Source organism: Halomonas sp. 5021 (assembly GCF_036663435.1).
In the GTDB taxonomy this organism is placed as follows: Bacteria; Pseudomonadota; Gammaproteobacteria; order Pseudomonadales; family Halomonadaceae; genus Vreelandella; species Vreelandella janggokensis.
The window spans coordinates 196,945-211,597 of the sequence record NZ_JAXOVU010000006.1 but is presented as its reverse complement, the minus strand read 5'-3'; the positions used below and the strand labels follow the sequence as shown (position 1 = coordinate 211,597).

The following is a 14,653-nucleotide window of genomic DNA, read 5'->3' as shown; positions in this document are numbered from 1 at the left end:
TGAGCATGCTTGCGCTAGCCAGAAACACCTCAATTGCGTACACTTGCGACCTTCCGGACCGGACCCCGGAACGCAGTAGCGGCTTTTTTCACGCTACGATCAATAAATTCTCCGGCATAAGAGTGCTTATCATGTCAACTTCCCAAACCCCGCATGGGGCCACCGCCGTGGTAATTTATTCCGGCGGCATGGATTCGTTCACCCTTCTCCACCGGGCGCTAAATGAAGGTTATCACGTTCATGCGCTGTCATTTCATTACGGCCAGCGCCACGCCCGTGAACTCGATGCTGCCCGCCAGGTATGCCAACACCTGAGTATTCCCCATCAGGTCGTGGATATCCGGGCGATTCATTCGCTGATTGATAACTCAGCATTGACCAACACCGACCAGGTAATGCCGCAAGGTGATTACGACGCCGACAACATGGCGGCGACCGTCGTCCCTAACCGCAACATGATATTGTTATCCTTGGCCATTGCGAACGCCGTCAACATCGGCGCAGAACGGGTTGACTACGGTGCCCATGGCGGTGACCACGTCCTTTATCCCGACTGTCGTCCGGCTTTTGTGGAGGCCATGGATCAGGTCGCACGAATTGCCAATTTCTCCCCTGTAAAGGTCCATGCTCCCTACCTGCATGCCAGCAAAGCCGACATTCTTCAGCAAGGCCTGGCCATGGGGCTCGACTACCGATACACCTGGACCTGCTATGAAGGAGGCGAGCTGGCCTGTGGGCGCTGCGGAAGCTGTCGCGAACGATTGGCCGCGTTTGCAGCAAATGGCGTGACCGACCCACTCCCCTATGCCCCAAACCCCTATGCCCCGCACCCGGAGGTACGCTGATGTATCAGGTGAAAGAAGCCTTCTACACGCTGCAAGGCGAAGGGGCTCAGGCCGGCCGGGCCAGCGTCTTTTGTCGTTTCAGCGGCTGCAACCTATGGAGCGGTCGCGAACGGGACCGAGCCACAGCCCGGTGTACCTTCTGCGATACCGATTTTGTCGGCACCGATGGCCAGGGCGGAGGCCGCTTTGCAACGCCTGCCGCCCTGGCCGAGCACATCAGCGCACTGTGGCCCAGTGACGCAGGTACTGCCGTCCCTTACGTGGTGTTTACGGGTGGCGAGCCGCTGCTGCAGCTTGACCCGGCACTGATTGCCACTCTACACAGCGTGGGTTTTGAAGTAGCGGTTGAAACCAATGGTACACTCACGCCTCCCGCCGGCATTGACTGGCTGTGCGTGAGTCCCAAGGGCAAGAACCCGCTGGTCATTGATCAGGGCGACGAACTCAAGTTGGTCTATCCCCAGACCGAAGCACCGCCCGAGGCATTTGCACAGCTCGACTTCCGACACTTTTTTCTTCAGCCGATGGACCTTTCCCCCTTAGACGCCAACGACGACACTGTCGCGCGCACCACCGCCTATTGTTTGGCCAACCCGCAATGGCGTTTATCGCTTCAGACGCACAAAATCGCAGGCTTTGACTGATGTCTTTATTTGTTAATCAACTCACCCATATCGATGCGTCGCTGTGGTGCCCTGAAGAGGGCCTCAAGGGCGTCAGTTGGCAAGTAGACGCGGTGCTTGAAGGCGAGCTTGGCAAAGACGGCATGCTGCTCGATTTTGGCGAGGTCAAGCCATGGATCAAGCATCACCTCGATAGCGGCCTGGACCATACGCTTCTGGTTCCTATCGAAGCTTCCGGGATCACGGTCAGCCCCTGCGAGGAAGGCTTGTGTGTGCGCACCACAACGCCTTATGCCATGGAAGTAAAAGGGCCGAAACAAGCTTTTACCCTGCTTCCCGTTGCCACCATTGAGCGCGACACAGTCGCCGCCAATTTAAGCCAGACACTCACTGATCAGCGACCGGAAAACGTCACACGGATTCAGCTAAGCCTCAGCGATGAAGCCATTGAAGGTGCGGCCTATGGGTACAGTCATGGCCTGAAGCTGCATAATGGCAACTGCCAGCGAATCGCCCATGGCCATCGCTCACGCCTGCATATCTGGCAACGGGGAACCCGTCAGCATGAACTTGAACAACAGTGGGCGGCCTGGCTCGATAATCGCTATCTGGTAGAAGAAAATGACATTATCGCGCTCGATAAGCAGACACTGACGTGCCGCTATCAAGCAGATCAGGGAACCTTCAGCCTCACACTGCCCGGTGAACGCTGCGCTGTCCTGGCAACTCCCACCACGGTGGAAAACATCGCTCGTTGGTTAGCCGAACAGCTCGCCGCCCAAACCCTTGAAACCACAACGGTACATGCGTTTGAGGGAGTTAATAAAGGCGCGATGGCAAAGGCAACCCCATGAGTGATGGGTGCCGGGCAGGCTGTGGGGCATGCTGTATTGCGCCGTCGATCAGTTCAGCCATTCCAGGCATGCCTGAAGGCAAACCGGCAGGCGTGCGCTGCGCCCAACTGGACGAGCACAATTTATGCCGCCTGTTCGGGGATCCCCGCCGACCTGCCGTATGCGAGCAGTTTCAATTTGACACTGCCGTCTGCGGACGGCAGCGGGAAGAAGCACTGATCACCCTGACATGGCTGGAAGATAACACCTAGCAGCCTGTCGGGCTTGGCCGATCGTCGCGAGAAGCACGGATTCGCAGTAGATCAGTGTTAAGTCCGGCAGGCTGCTAACTCTCCAGTCGCTCGGGGTATGCCAGACGATGATCCACCAGGCTTACCCAACGGACCAGAACCGGCGCGTCACTATGGCTAACGTCGCTTAACAGACGATGGAAGGCATCCCGCGCCGCTTCGTCGTCGGGGGCGATCCGCGTCAACCATAACTCCAATGCTGCCAACTCCTGATGGCGATTACCGTGCTCCCGCGCCTGTGAAATCGCCATCTCGGCCAAGGCGCGCACTTCATTGGCAGGGTGATCGAGCATGATACGAACCCGGGCAAGTTGGGTGGCAAGCTCAGGTAGAAACAGCGTGGACCTCTCCTTGGCAATCACCAGGCACTGATCCAGGTAATCTTCTGCGGCACTCAGTTCTCCCAGGGCGATACAGGCATCCGAGTACCAAAGCACAGGACGTTTGAAGCGATCACGCCCATTAAGCTCTGCCATTTGATCCAGGCTATCGCGCAGTTGAGTCAGCCCTCCGTGATCGCCCGCCAGCGCGCGCTGCCAGCCGAGAATTCCCTGGGCAGTAATTTGCCATAACTGTAAATCCGGCGTAGCGGTCATTGCCGCTGCTTTTTCCGCATGACGCGCTGCTAAATGCACATGGCCAAGCTGGCGATAGAGTGAGGCGGCAAACAATAGCGCCATGGCAAGCGTACCGGGGTGACCCAGCTTCTCCGCCAGCCGTATCGCCGCGGAAACCTGTCTTTCAGCACGCTGGTAATCACCACAAAGGCATAGCGCCCAACCCTGGAAGCACGCCGCAGTCACCTGTGGATGGTCAGAGAACGGCAGCCATTCGATCATCATCGGTGAGTTGAGCGGGTCGATTTCATTCAGATGGTCGTTGGCCTGCTGCACACGCCCCGCCCAGTATTCACAGTGCGCACGCGCATAGTCAGCCAGCCGCTGGTAACGAGGGTCCTCGAGCCGAGCAGCTATATCAGCCAGGGTAGATGCCAACGCGAAGGCATCGGCATGGGCGTAGCGCTGGCTGCGCCCTACCCAGAGCCCCCATTTGACCAGAAAGATTTGTTCCAGGTCTTCAGGATCTTCCAGCGCATCCGCACCTGAGTGGCGCAATAATTCACGGGCACGAACGAAACTTTCGTGGGCGGTGGGAGAACCATGGCCTTCAAGCGCAAAAGCAGCCTGCCCCCGCACCGTTAACAGACTCACCTCGCGCTCTATCTCATGCTCTACGTGGCGCAGGCTAGCCAGGCCAAAATCCGCCATGCGTAAGGCGGTACGATTGGCACTTACTTTTAGTGCCTCCCGGGCAGCAAGCTCAAAATAACGTGCGCCGCGTGCGTAGTGCCCGCTTCGCCGGAGGTGGGTGGCAAAGTCACCAGGGTGGCGGCTGATCCACATCGGGAAGCGCTCTTCTATAAGGCTAACCACCTGCTGGTGAAGCGTGACGCGGACATCGCGGGGGCAGGAAAGGTAGGCCGCTTCCTGAAGCAGCTGGTGGCTGAACTGGAATTCATGTTCGCTTGAGCCGTTGTCCACCGGCTCAATGATTTCGAGCTGGCGCATATGATCCAGCGCCTGCTGCAGACGCGCTGTGTCATAGCCACTGCACTCGCTGAGGAAGTCAAGCCGGAACCGTTTTCCCAGCACCGCGGCAATATGGGCAATTTCACGATCCGCTTCCAACTGGTCGATTCGGCTGGCCAACAGCCCAAGCAACCCCTTGGGCAACTCGTCAAACTGAACGCTTCGCCCTTCTCGGCGATCCATGTCCAGGCGTCGGCAAATTTCCTGCAAATACAGTGGAACACCGTCGCAGCGCTCGATAATCTGATTACGCAATCGCGGGCTTAGGTGAATACGATAACGACGCGAGAGTTGCGATAACAGTCGCGAGGACTCCAGTCCATCCAGCCGGCCCAGCGTGATTTGCTGATCCCAGTGCAGCTTGACGGGCAGAGGTTCACGACCATGGTGACTGGCCACCAGCATAAAGGCCGTATTGATGGGCAACCGCGCCTGAAGGCCTGACAGTACCTTGAACGATGGTTCGTCGAGCCACTGCAGGTCATCCACCATCAGAACGAGCGTATGGGTCGCCGACTGACGTTCGATCAAGCGGTGTAACAGCATTACCACCAGTTCAACCGCTTCACCGTTTTGCGTCAGCTGTGACACTTCCTGCACGCTACGCACGCCGAGGGCTTCTTCGAGCAGACATTGCTGCTCATCGCTTAACGCATTGAAAGCCAGGTCGGCTTGCAGAGCGCACAGTGCATCCTGATCCGGCGCCCCTCCCAGGTACCATGATAGAAGCGTGCGGGCGACGCCATAGGGCTCCAGCACCGAAAGTCGCGTGGTGGGCTGCCAGCAAATAGCAGCGTCGCGACTGATCTCAAGCTGACGAAAACCTACCATCAAGGCCGATTTACCCATGCCCGACGCACCACGTACCAGCACACTTTGGCGAAGCCCGATACCGGCTCGGGCAAGGGCATCCCTCAGCGTTCTTAACGAGGTTTCGCGCCCTACCAGGCTCGGCGGCAGTGCATCAGGACCACCTTCATTCTGGCCCAGCACCAACGCGCGCTGGCGCACACGACCATCGCTCGACATTACTCGCGAGACCAGCCGGGGCTGAAGGTCGAGCGCCGGTGGCATGTGCTGGCTCGACTCCTGCGAGATGACCAGTTCGCTGCCTTCTGCCGCGCTCATCAACTCGAGGGATATTTGCGTCACCTGGCCCAACGGGTCAGCCAGTTGGCGTTCAGGCAAATAAACGACACGCCCGCTGTGCAGCCCTGCTGCCAACTCAAACTGTGGCGGCTCACCTTCACCCGTCCAGTGCCTGGCCGACTCTTGAGGGAGCGTCTGACGGCAATGCTCATAAAGCGCGACCAGTTCAGCCAACTGATGGGCAGGGCCATGGGTACCAAAACAGGCAAGCCCCAGGCCGCCAGTAGCGCCAGGCAACCAGAAACCACCCAAATGATGGCATTGCTGCTCAAGCCACCGCAGCAACTCCAGTTGAAGTGCAAGGCAGTTACGCGTCGCGGCGCGATCCTGCCAGTCCCCCTGGAGGCGCAATCGAATGGCCATTACCGAGAGTTGACGAAGCTCAATTTCATCTTCGCGCAAAGGCTGGCTGTCGGTAGCAAGCGCTCGCGAAAAGGCGCCTTGGGGAGACATGACGCGGGCGTCATGGTGACCATCGGACCAATAGCTCGCCAGCTGTAAAAAGCTAGGCTCGGGCTGCTGGCCTGACAGGGCAAGCAGCTGCAAATAGCTGTTGTATTGCTCGTGAGCTGCCGCCATCTGCTTTTGTTCGGCAAGCTGTTTAACCAACCGTTCATGAAAAGGACCGTAACCGGAAAACCGGCTGACCAGCGTTTCCAGAAGGCCGTCAGGTACTTCCTGATGATTATCAAGCACCTGTTCAGCAAAACGGATAACCCGCTGACGCCATTCGTTGCGCGCCTGCACCAGCCAGCGTTGGAACTCACTACAGTTGGCGAGCTGCAATTCCTCGATCAAATCGCCCTGGTAGCAAGACAGCACCTCATCCAGAGTGGCAAGATCCCGCGGCCCTTCAAGTAGCGTTTGCAGCTCATGCAGATCGACCTGCCAATTGGGCGGCAGCTGAAAGGCAATGGTCTGGCGCGACACATTGAGCACTTGTTCTGCATCTTCGCCCAATGATTGACGTAGGCAATGCAGCGCGTGTCGAAGGTTGGTGCGGCCTGATGAAAGGCCCTGATCTGGCCACAGCAGTTCTGCCAGCGCAGCGCGGTTGACAGGTTGTCGATGCAGCAGCAAGTAGACAAGCAACGCTTTCACTTTATCGTAGCTAAAGTGCGTCAGCACATCATCACCCTGAGACAGGGCAAAATGACCGAACAGGGTCAGTTGGTCATACTTTTGAGCATCGCGCATGGTAAACATCCTGTCTGGACGAACGGCATCTTACGCTGGCACGCCGCTATGAAAACGAAAAGCTGTATCCGGCGAACTGATCAGCTCTGCTTCAAGAGCAACAAAGAACGCGATCCGCTCGTCGATCGAGTGGTCGGTTTGCTGCCGGGCAAGCAAAAGATAATCTTCGAAATGTCGGCCTTCAGACTTGACAAGGGTGCGGTAGAATTTCGCCAGTTCTTCATCAAGGTAAGGAATCAAGCAAGCAAAGCGTTCGCAGCTTCTGGCCTCGATGAGGGCGCCAATAATCAGCACATCTATCAACCGCTCAGGGTCCTGAGGACGGACATGTCGGCGCAACCCTTCCGCATAGCGTGAAGCGGTCAAGTGCCGATACGTTACCCCCCGGCTTTCCATAAGGGTCACTACCTGCTCAAAATGCAGCAGTTCTTCACGGGCAAGTTGCGACATCTTGCTCAGTAGCAGCGGTTGATCCACATAGCGATACAACAGGCTCATCGCCGTGGAGGCAGCCTTCTTCTCACACTGAGCGTGGTCAATCAGAAGAATTTCGGGATTCTCCAGGGCCCAGGTCAGCCAGGCATCTGGTGTTGTACATCCCAGAAAGTCATTCAAGCTGTCAGGCAACAAGTCGTTCGCATCGATCGAATGACCCGCTTTGTCAGGAATTACTTGTATCGACATAACACCATCACTAAATAGCTATCACATAATTGTACAACAATCATAACGCCTTGGGTAATTCGAATATGCCATCACGGCCAACTGCTCAGCCTGAGGCAGGCTATCAGCCCAGGCGAGGTAACGCGGCGTTACGAGAATCACACTTTATGAAACCTCTGTCGATAGCGAGTGCTTTTTTGCTAGTAAAGCATGTCAGAACGTTTGGTCCCAGCGTGTTTCACACTTTTGAACAGGCTCATCATCACAAAGTACAACGCCATGGCAGCGGACTCACCTTAACATTGTCGACAGTTTCACGTAGAATTACTGGCATCCAACCAACGCTGTTTGTCAAGCGTATGTCGGTGTCCGATGGCATCGTGAAGCGCATAGCCTACGTGCCGTCGCCACCATTAAAGCAGATGAGAGGGCCCCAAACGTGCTTGAAGCTTACCGCCAACATGTCGAGGAACGCGCTGCAGAGGGCATCCCCGCCAAGCCCCTGAATGCCGAGCAAACCGCCGCTCTAATCGAGCTGCTGAAAACGCCCCCGGCTGGCGAAGAAGAATTTATTCTCGACCTGATTACCAACCGCGTTCCCCCGGGTGTTGACGAAGCGGCTTACGTAAAAGCCGGTTTCTTAACGGCCATCGCCAAAGGCGAAGCGACATCGCCCCTCATCGATAAAGTACATGCCGTCAAACTGCTAGGCACCATGCAGGGCGGCTATAACATCGTGTCGCTGGTCGAGTTGCTCGACAACGAAGAGCTAGCCCGTGAAGTCGGCGAACAGCTTAAGCATACCTTACTGATGTTCGATGCCTTCCATGACGTTGAGCAACGTGCCAAGGCAGGTAATAGTGTCGCCAAGGACGTTATCCAGTCATGGGCCGACGCCGAGTGGTTCCTCTCCAAGCCGGCGCTTGAAGAAAAGATCACACTGAGCGTCTTCAAGGTACCTGGCGAGACCAACACCGACGACCTGTCGCCGGCACCGGATGCCTGGTCGCGTCCGGATATTCCCTTGCATGCCAATGCCATGCTCAAGAACGAGCGTGATGGCATCGATCCCGTGGAGCCGGGCAAGACCGGTCCCCTAAAGCAGATCGAAGATGTAAAAGCCAAAGGCTTCCCTGTCGCTTACGTGGGTGATGTCGTCGGCACCGGGTCTTCGCGCAAATCAGCCACCAACTCAGTACTGTGGTTCTTCGGTGATGACATCCCGCATGTGCCCAACAAGCGCGCAGGCGGGTTCTGTTTTGGCAGCAAAATTGCTCCCATCTTCTTCAACACCATGGAAGATTCTGGCGCCCTGCCGGTAGAAATGGATGTTGAAAAGCTATCCATGGGTGACGTCATCGATGTCTACCCCTATGAAGGCAAGGTCTGCAAGCATGGGACTGACGACGTACTGACAACCTTCGAGCTCAAGACACAGTTGATTCTCGACGAAGTCCGTGCGGGTGGGCGTATCCCGCTGATCATCGGTCGGGGTTTGACCGGCAAAGCCCGGGAATCCCTGGGTCTTGCACCTTCAGATGTATTCCGCCTGCCCGAGCAACCCAACGACACAGGTAAAGGCTTTACCCTGGCCCAGAAAATGGTCGGCAAGGCCTGCGGCATGGACGGCGTTCGCCCTGGCATGTACTGCGAGCCCAAGATGACCACGGTGGGGTCTCAGGACACGACCGGCCCCATGACCCGCGATGAACTAAAAGACCTGGCGTGCCTGGGCTTTCAGGCCGATCTGGTCATGCAGTCGTTCTGCCATACCGCCGCTTATCCGAAGCCGGTCGACGTGGATACCCACCATACCCTGCCCGACTTCATCATGAACCGCGGCGGCGTTTCGCTGCGCCCCGGCGACGGCATTATTCACAGCTGGCTCAACCGCATGCTGCTGCCGGACACGGTCGGCACAGGCGGTGATTCGCATACCCGTTTCCCGCTGGGCATTTCCTTCCCGGCAGGCTCAGGGCTGGTCGCGTTTGCCGCCGCCACGGGCGTCATGCCGCTGGACATGCCGGAATCCGTGCTCGTGCGCTTTAAAGGCAAGCGCCAGCCTGGCGTCACCTTGCGCGATCTGGTTCACGCTATTCCGCTGTATGCCATCAAGCAGGGGCTACTGACGGTGGAAAAATCCGGCAAGAAGAACGCTTTCTCGGGCCGTGTCCTGGAAATCGAAGGTCTTGAAGACCTGACCGTTGAGCAAGCTTTCGAGCTTTCCGACGCCTCTGCCGAGCGTTCGGCAGCCGGCTGTACCATCACGCTTTCCGACGAGAGCGTGACCGAGTACCTCAAGTCGAACATCACCTTGCTCAAGTGGATGATCGCCAATGGCTACGGCGATGAGCGCACCATCAGCCGTCGTATCGAAGGAATGGAAGCCTGGCTTGCCGATCCGAAATTGATGCGTGCCGACAAGGATGCCGAATACGCCGAAGTTATCGAAATCGACCTCGACGATATCAAAGAGCCGGTACTTTGTGCACCGAATGACCCCGACGATGCCCGTCTACTTTCTGACGTTGCCGGCACGAAAATCGACGAGGTGTTTATCGGTTCGTGCATGACCAACATCGGTCATTTCCGCGCTGCCGGCAAGCTGCTCGAGAAACAGCCCGCAGGCAGCCTTAAGACCCGCCTGTGGTTAGCGCCTCCGACCAAGATGGATCAGCACCAGCTTACCGAAGAAGGCTACTACGGCATCTATGGTCGCGCCGGTGCGCGCATGGAAATGCCCGGCTGCTCGCTGTGCATGGGTAATCAGGCGCGCGTCGCTGCGAAAAGTACCGTCGTATCGACCTCCACGCGGAACTTCCCCAACCGTCTTGGCGATGGCGCGAACGTCTATCTTGCGTCAGCAGAGCTGGCGGCAGTGGCCGCCGTTGAGGGTCGCCTGCCCACGGTCGACGAGTATCGCCGTTACATGGGAGAGTTTGACGCCATGGCAAGCGAGATCTATCGTTACATGAACTTTCACGAAATTGAGGAGTATCAGAAGATTGCCTCAAACGTGATTCCGGTGGCTCAAGAAGCGTAAGCTTCAACGCTACCGCTCCATCGCCGATGCTCGCAACATCGCAAAAGAGCACTGCGCTCTTTTGAGCCGATGAACGAACGCCCCGCCACTGTTCTACAGGGCGGGGCGTTTTTTCTTACGATTACCAGAGACCAATGACAGGATTCGCCATGCCGACAATCATTACCCCCGATATATGCGATGCCTTTCCAGACGTTCAGGTACTGGAACCCACCTTTGCCAACTTTGGCGGCGTTGATGCCTTTTACGGCCCCGTCCGGACCATCAAATGCTTTGAAGATAATTCTCTCGTCAAGCAAGCCGTCGCTGAACCAGGCGACGGGGCCATCCTTGTCGTCGATGCCGGAGGCTCCCCACGATGTGCCATGCTCGGCGACCTGCTGGCCGAACAAGCGGTCGAGAATGGGTGGGCTGGCGTCGTGATGTACGGTTGTGTTCGCGACGTGGACATCCTCGCTACGCTGCCTCTGGGCGTACAGGCACTTGGGTGCCATCCGCGTAAAAGCGAAAAACGTGGTGAAGGACAGCGCGATGTCACCATAAGCTTCGCAAGCGCCACCATCACGTCGGGCAATTGGCTGTACGCTGACAATAACGGCATCCTGATCGCCGATCGCGAACTTCCGCTTGATCAAGTGTGACTTGCCTGGGGTGGCGCTTACTGCCACCCTGAAGCCTCTTTTCATTATCTTTTTGTGTCCATGCAGCCTTTGAATCAGCTTGGCTATGCCCTTGCCCGCACGTTACGCGATCATCTACGTCCGCTGATTGCGTTTCACTTATTTTTCACCCTGCTCGCGTCAGCCCTTCTATTACCCGCCATCGCCTGGGTCATGCGTGCCCTGCTCGCCCAGTTGCGGCGTAGCGTAGTGACCAATAACGATCTGGTCTCGCTCGTATTCAGCCCTCTGGGGCTATTGGGCATGCTGGTCGGTATCGGGCTGTTCTTTGTAGTGATTTATTGGCAGCAGGCCGGCATGCTTCAGGTAGCTTCAAGGCCGCGTGACAATCACTATCGACTTGCGTTTGAAGCGCTCTGGCTAAGCAGTCGGCGGTTACCTGCGCTGACGGGCTTGGTCGTCTTGCAGGTAGGTAGCCACTTGATATTGCTCGCCCCTTTCATGCTCGCCCTGACCTGGCTGTATGACATATGGCTGAGCGGTATCGATCCCTATTATCTTCAGCGCATCAAGCCCCCCGTCTTGTGGTACTTCCTCGCCAGCGCAACCCCATTGTTACTTTTATGGACGGTCATGGCCGCCAGGCTTTATTTACGCTGGTTACTGGCGCTCCCCCTGGTCGCCCTGGATGAATACTCGCCGTGGCAGGCGCTTCGCCGCAGCGTCGTTCTCACGCGAGGCTGGCATCGCTCGATTGGCATTGCCGTCATATTGGTTCTGGTACTAATTATCGCGCTGCCGATTGCGACCACCCTTTTGTTTGATCATTTATTTACGCCGCTATTGTGGTGGTTACCCGAGCATACGGCTGTCCTGGTGCCGGCCATGCTGGGCTATTTGACCGGCTATGTGCTGATCACGCTGGCGATTACCTTTCTGGGCATTGCCGTGAATGCTCTTTTGTCGGCCTGCCTGTACCTTCAGTTGGCCCATCGAGAAGCGCGCCCGGCGCCGCCTAACGATGCCCACCCGGGGCGCTTTGCCTGGGCCGTGGAGCTCAGCGTATTGGCCTTTGCAGGCCTTCAGGCCTGGTGGATACTGACAAGTTTCGAAATTCGCGATGATGTGGCGATCATTGCCCATCGCGGCAGCTCAATGGCAGCGCCGGAAAATACCCTGGCGGCATTGGATCAGGCGATCGTGGACGGGGCCGACGCCATCGAAATCGACGTCCGCCTGACAGCCGACCAGGAGGTCATGCTTTATCATGATCGCAATATGGCTCGCCTGACAGGCGACCAGCAGGAATTCGGGGACTTGACGCGCGAGGAACTCGAGCGCTATGACGTTGGCAGCTGGTTTGGCGATGTGTATGAGGGGGAGCCCATTCCAGGACTCGACGACGCGCTTGCGCTGGTACGTGGGCGAGCCGACTTGATGATCGAAATAAAGCCCCTGCCCGGCCAGGGTCAGGCGCTTAGCGGTGCCGTCTTGAGAGAGCTGCAAAAAGAGACCGATGCCCGCTATCAATGCTGGGCATCGGCTGATAGCCCAATCGCGGCCTACGTCCAGTGCGGCTACCCGAATGCCATGCACAGCATGCGTATGGCCACCATGTCCCCCGGCTTGCTGCCATTCATCAAACAGCAAGCGCCAGAACTCAAGGTCACGCTCATCGCTCAGCTAATTTTGCCGGGCACGCTGGATCGCGGAGCCTTTGACGCCCTGGGCCTTCGCCATAATCGTATTAGCACACAGGAAATAAAGCTGGCGAGGTTCTATGGTTATGAAGTGCATGCCTGGACGGTCAACAGCCGGGACCGAATGTCCACGCTCATCGATCTGGGCGTGGACGCGATCATTACCGACTACCCAAAACGACTGGTCGCTCTGCGGAACGACCGTCGCTCACTGAGCGACGGGGCATTGATGTTGGTGAAACTGCGCAATTGGCTGCGACGTTAAACTTAATCGCCCATCACCACACCTTCTCGGCGGGGATCAGCGCCGCCAAACAGCGTGCCATCTTCCAGGCGCATGATGGCCTGCAGGCCGCTGGTCAGCTCGCGCTCGCTGATGTCATGACCTCGCTCTCTCAAAGCATCGATAGTGGCATCAGGAAAACGCCCTTTCTCAACCCATACATCGTCGCCCAGGGTGACGGCGTGGGGCAGGTTCAACGCCGTTTGCGCGTTCATCCCCCAGTCACGCAGTGCCATCAGCGTACGCGCGGTGTAATGAATGATCGCTGCACCACCGGGCGACCCAAGGCTACCGACCAGCTCGCCGCTGTCATGATCGAAGATAAGCGTGGGGCTCATACTGGAACGCGGGCGCTTGCCGGGTTCAACTCGATTGGCCACCGGTTCACCGTTCTGCTCTGGCTCGAAGGCAAAATCGGTCAGCTCATTGTTGAGCAGAAAGCCGCCCGGCAAGTCGGTCCCCCCATCACTCATGATGCGTGAGCCAAATGCCTGCTCAATGGTCGTGGTCATGGCAACCGATCGGCCTTCAGCATCCACGATGCTGATATGGCTGGTGCCATATTCAGGCTGGGTCGGCTGCGCCGCCCAACTTGTTTCAATATCGCCGGGCCGACCGTGTTCGGCGTTATCCCCCATGCTCTCTTGACCGATCAGCGCGCTGCGCTTGGCGAGATAGTCCGGCGCCAGCATTGTCGACCAATCACCACCGGGGGCCTCAACGAAATCCGGATCGGCTATATAGTAATTACGATCGGCGAACGCTAACCGGGAGGCTTCCAAAAACTGGTGCAACCAGCCGCTGCTGGTGACACCGTCATCCAAAGGGGCTTCAAGCAGTGGCTGCTGATCGAGCATGCCAAGGATCTGCATGATAGTGATGTGGCCGGATGAGGGAGGCGGGAAACCGCATACGTCCCATTGCTGCCAGGGTGTGCAGATAGGGTCGCGGATAATGGCGTCATAACTTTCCAGGTCATCCAGCGTCATCGCGCCGGGCCGGGCCGGATGCTGAACCACCTGATCGACAATATCCTGAGCAACGTCACCCTGGTAAAACGCGGCGCTGCCTTCCTCGGCGATACGCTTTAGTATCGCCGCAAGGGCCGGGTTTTTGAGGGTTTCACCCACTGCAATGGGCTCGCCTTCAGCGTCATAATAGAAGTCCCGCGCCCGTTCGTTATTGCGCAAGGCATCGTCATTGGCAAGGCTCAAATGAAGCCGCTCACTGACGGCAAAGCCTTCTTCTGCCAGCGTCATCGCAGGCACAAAAAGGTCTTCCCAGGGCAGACTGCCGTGAGCCGCATGGACTTTTTCCATTAGCCGCAGCGTTCCCGGCACACCGACCGATCGGCCGCTTGCCACGGCATCCATGAACGCCAACGGCTCGCCATCCTGCATGAAGAGCCCACCATCCACAGCGGCGGGTGCGGTCTCACGCCCATCGTAGGCGCGTACGTCATCACCATCGTAATAAAGCAAGAACGCCCCGCCGCCAAGGCCACTCGATTGTGGCTCCACCAGTCCCAGCACCATCTGGACGGCAATGACCGCGTCGACCGCGTTTCCGCCGGCCTTCAATATCTGGTAGCCCGCATCGGTGGCCAGCGGATTGGCAGCCGCCACCGCGAAGGAATCGGCAGACCAGCCAGGTTTTTCTTCGTAACCAGACTCACTTTCCGGCGAGATGGAGGGCATTGCATAGTCAAAGCCCCAACCATATAAAGGCACTATCAAGAGACTGGGTAGTAACCACCGCATTCTTTTAGAGGGCATCACGACCGACTCCGCCAATGTA

10 protein-coding genes are annotated in these 14,653 nt (G+C 57.5%); 7 read left to right on the top strand and 3 right to left on the bottom strand.

Features of this window, described 5'->3' with window-relative positions:
* Positions 1-131: 131 nt before the first annotated feature.
* The 4 genes from queC to R3F64_RS12040 are packed head-to-tail and all read left to right on the top strand — an operon-like array spanning position 132 to position 2,573.
* Positions 132-845, top strand: a complete 714-nt coding sequence (queC, locus tag R3F64_RS12055; protein ID WP_332611658.1) for a 7-cyano-7-deazaguanine synthase QueC — start codon at positions 132-134, stop codon at positions 843-845.
* Entirely contained in the window at positions 845-1,489 is a 645-nt protein-coding gene (gene queE, locus R3F64_RS12050) for a 7-carboxy-7-deazaguanine synthase (RefSeq protein ID WP_199285263.1), read from the top strand. Before queC ends, queE begins: the two co-directional genes overlap by 1 nt.
* Complete coding sequence (locus R3F64_RS12045; protein ID WP_085919364.1) at positions 1,489-2,322, top strand: 6-carboxytetrahydropterin synthase; 834 nt, start codon at positions 1,489-1,491, stop codon at positions 2,320-2,322. Before queE ends, R3F64_RS12045 begins: the two co-directional genes overlap by 1 nt.
* Entirely contained in the window at positions 2,319-2,573 is a 255-nt protein-coding gene (locus R3F64_RS12040) for a YkgJ family cysteine cluster protein (protein WP_085919363.1), read from the top strand. The genes R3F64_RS12045 and R3F64_RS12040 overlap by 4 nt, the downstream gene beginning before the upstream one ends.
* Positions 2,574-2,647: 74 nt before the next feature.
* On the opposite strand, the gene R3F64_RS12035 is transcribed toward R3F64_RS12040, so the two are convergent.
* Together R3F64_RS12035 and R3F64_RS12030 are read right to left on the bottom strand one after the other, a co-directional pair.
* Positions 2,648-6,547, bottom strand: coding sequence for an AAA family ATPase (locus R3F64_RS12035; RefSeq protein ID WP_085919362.1), 3,900 nt, complete (start codon positions 6,545-6,547; stop codon positions 2,648-2,650).
* Between the two features lie 30 nt (positions 6,548-6,577).
* Positions 6,578-7,231: a tRNA-(ms[2]io[6]A)-hydroxylase gene (locus R3F64_RS12030; RefSeq protein ID WP_264826264.1), complete on the bottom strand. Its 654-nt coding sequence runs from the start codon at positions 7,229-7,231 to the stop codon at positions 6,578-6,580.
* A gap of 418 nt (positions 7,232-7,649) precedes the next feature.
* On the opposite strand from R3F64_RS12030, the gene acnB reads away from it, so the two are divergent.
* The 3 genes from acnB (at position 7,650) to R3F64_RS12015 (ending at position 12,838) form a co-directional block, all read left to right on the top strand.
* Entirely contained in the window at positions 7,650-10,253 is a 2,604-nt protein-coding gene (gene acnB / locus R3F64_RS12025; RefSeq protein WP_085919360.1) for a bifunctional aconitate hydratase 2/2-methylisocitrate dehydratase, read from the top strand.
* A gap of 149 nt (positions 10,254-10,402) precedes the next feature.
* Positions 10,403-10,894, top strand: a complete 492-nt coding sequence (gene rraA / locus R3F64_RS12020) for a ribonuclease E activity regulator RraA (RefSeq protein ID WP_268902141.1) — start codon at positions 10,403-10,405, stop codon at positions 10,892-10,894.
* Between the two features lie 60 nt (positions 10,895-10,954).
* Complete coding sequence (locus tag R3F64_RS12015; RefSeq protein WP_332611651.1) at positions 10,955-12,838, top strand: glycerophosphodiester phosphodiesterase family protein; 1,884 nt, start codon at positions 10,955-10,957, stop codon at positions 12,836-12,838.
* A 2-nt stretch (positions 12,839-12,840) separates the two neighbouring features.
* Here the strand turns inward: R3F64_RS12015 and ggt are convergent, their stop codons facing one another.
* Positions 12,841-14,553 (bottom strand): gamma-glutamyltransferase, encoded by a 1,713-nt coding sequence (gene ggt, locus R3F64_RS12010; RefSeq protein WP_422823625.1) that lies wholly within the window; start codon positions 14,551-14,553, stop codon positions 12,841-12,843.
* Between the last annotated feature and the right edge of the window lie 100 nt (positions 14,554-14,653).